Raw genomic sequence first — 2,200 nt, 5'->3', positions numbered from 1 at the left:
GGGCTAGGCATCGATTCAAAACCTCTGAGTTGGAGGTTTTGCCCTATTTGTTTAACAACATCCCCAATAGAAGGAAGAGCCCGAGCAAGTGACCGGGCCATGTCCCCCGAAATGGCGCAACTGCAAATGCACTACGTCGCGGGCGAGATTAACTAGGTGCAGGTATACGACGAGCTGATGCGGTGGTACCGACCCGACGTGGTCCCTGCGGCCGACGTATGCCCGCTATTGCCCTAGCAGTCCGGCCGAGTGTACCCTAAGGGGCGGAAATGGCTACTCTGACGAAGACTAACCGCCTTAAGTTCTGGTGCGCCAACTTCTTTCGCACGAGTAGGGGCTCAAACGCTCAACAAAATTGGATGAGAAGCCTAGAATTCAGTGCTAACACTGATATATGAGCTATTCCATGCCAATACCTTTCACATTACTGACCACGAAACCATCAAGATGAAAAAAATAGTAAGCTATAATGCTTTTTATAAGGCTCAAGGACTGGGTACGTTGAACCTCACATTTGACGACGGGAGCACAATGTCTAAGCAATATAATGTTCAAGACTTCACAGTCTTATTAGCTATGCTGTCGACCAACAGCGCATACTTCAACGTGCCCGCGAACGAATTTGTAGTTGCACATGAGCGGGTAGCCTAACCCTTTGCCACTTTCTAATGAAGAATATCCGCCTACTCCTCAGCGCATTAGTCTGTTTATGCTGTCTATCATGTGCTGATTCCAAGCTTATTACCAGAAATAACGTCGTAACGCTCCTAACTAGAGAGGAAGGAACGAGCAATCACCTTGAGCAAGACTATAAACTGAAGAATAACGCTTGGGCTAAGATTGATAATAAGGGAGACTATTCAGTTATCTCTGAGCTGCTCCCCACCAACTTAGTTAAAGTTGGCACCCCGGTACCTATTCCAGGTGGAGTGACTGGGTTTAAAACGAGCCTGATAGATAAATACTACGCTCCAAATTCCGGTAGTCCAAGTAGTGCAGTAAGTGCCGCAAGTGAAGTAACAGCGTTAACCTACTGGGATGGTAAACCTGTACTACAAGGGATTTCCACGGTTTTGAAGATTCGTCCCAAGCTAGATAATTATGCCCTAAAGGATTCCTTCCCGTCACAGGCGGAAACGGGGTTCAGCCCTGCCTTGGCCTTCGGATGGAAATTCTCCCGGAATACATTTCTTACTAACAAAGACCTGTTTGGAAGAAACATTCGACAACTCTCCATAACTCCAGGGGTACTGCTTGGTGTGGGTGGCGTTGATCTGACGAAAAACAACACGCGAGCGCCTAAGATTGAATTTCCAAGAAAAGCATTGTTTATCTCCCGGGGTGGATTCCTTAGCTTGGGGTATAATAATATCAACCTAGGCTATGCCTGGGGAAAAGACTACGCTACGGGGGAGGGAAGCAAAGGCTGGCTGTATAGAGGGGAAACGTGGCATGCCATCGTATTCGGTTTTGATATAATTAAATAGGAGTTCCTCTCTGACAGGAAATCACTTATTATGAACGTAAAATCATGGTTATCAGCCATCTATATATTATATTAGGGTATAACATTTAAAAAAATGTGTTATGAGCAACTTCGATGAAGCAAGAATGGCCCCTGATTTAGTTTATCAAGGACCAAAAGCAATCATTCAATTCAAAATGAAGGAATATCATCGCTCAGGGATGATATATCAAATCATATATTATTCAACTCGTCTACTAGCGGCCCTTGCCGCTGGGCTTTTGCCTTTTTTAGTCGGAAAACCGGAAAACGTACTGTGGTCTCAGACTTTGTCAATAGTTATTGTGATAGTGACCGTCGTTGACTCAGTGTTTAACCCTCGCGAAAAGTGGATTATGTATTCTAATGCTTCGGACGCGCTGTCGGAGGCAACGCTCAAACAAGACCCAGACTATATTGCTAACCAAGAGGCAATTAAGAAAATATTGGACACAGAAAGCGCAAAACTAAATCATACAGTCACCCTGGAGGAAGTAGTAGATAAAGTTGGGGACAAACTAAAAGATAAATAGGGTTTAAAACCCCACTAAAAGCCCTCTGTCACGTGATAAGGGGCTTTTTTATGTGCGGCCCGAGGCTCAGCCCGCAAGCCGTGCCCAACAGTTCATGTATGAGTGTTGTTAAACAAATAGGGCAAAACCTCTAACTCAGAGGTTTTGAATCGATGCCTAGCCC

At 45.2% G+C, this 2,200-nt stretch carries 2 protein-coding genes; both read left to right on the top strand.

Features of this window, described 5'->3' with window-relative positions; translation table 11 throughout:
• Positions 1–668: 668 nt before the first annotated feature.
• Positions 669–1,487, top strand: a complete 819-nt coding sequence (locus tag BXP70_RS28930) for a hypothetical protein (RefSeq protein WP_086597595.1) — start codon at positions 669–671, stop codon at positions 1,485–1,487.
• A gap of 100 nt (positions 1,488–1,587) precedes the next feature.
• On the top strand, positions 1,588–2,037 hold the full coding sequence (locus BXP70_RS28925; protein WP_086597594.1) for a DUF4231 domain-containing protein: 450 nt from the start codon (positions 1,588–1,590) through the stop codon (positions 2,035–2,037).
• Positions 2,038–2,200 lie beyond the last annotated feature (163 nt).

Source organism: Hymenobacter crusticola (genome assembly GCF_002154225.1).
Classification (GTDB): domain Bacteria; phylum Bacteroidota; class Bacteroidia; order Cytophagales; family Hymenobacteraceae; genus Hymenobacter; species Hymenobacter crusticola.
Note: the sequence above shows the minus strand (reverse complement) of the source record. Positions and strands in the feature narration are given on the sequence as shown.

What these genes read in the sequence shown, in the direction of transcription:
- BXP70_RS28930 (WP_086597595.1), top strand. Translation starts at nt 669, where the DNA reads ATGAAGAATATCCGCCTACTCCTCAGCGCATTAGTCTGTTTATGCTGT.
- BXP70_RS28925 (WP_086597594.1), top strand. Translation starts at nt 1,588, where the DNA reads ATGAGCAACTTCGATGAAGCAAGAATGGCCCCTGATTTAGTTTATCAA.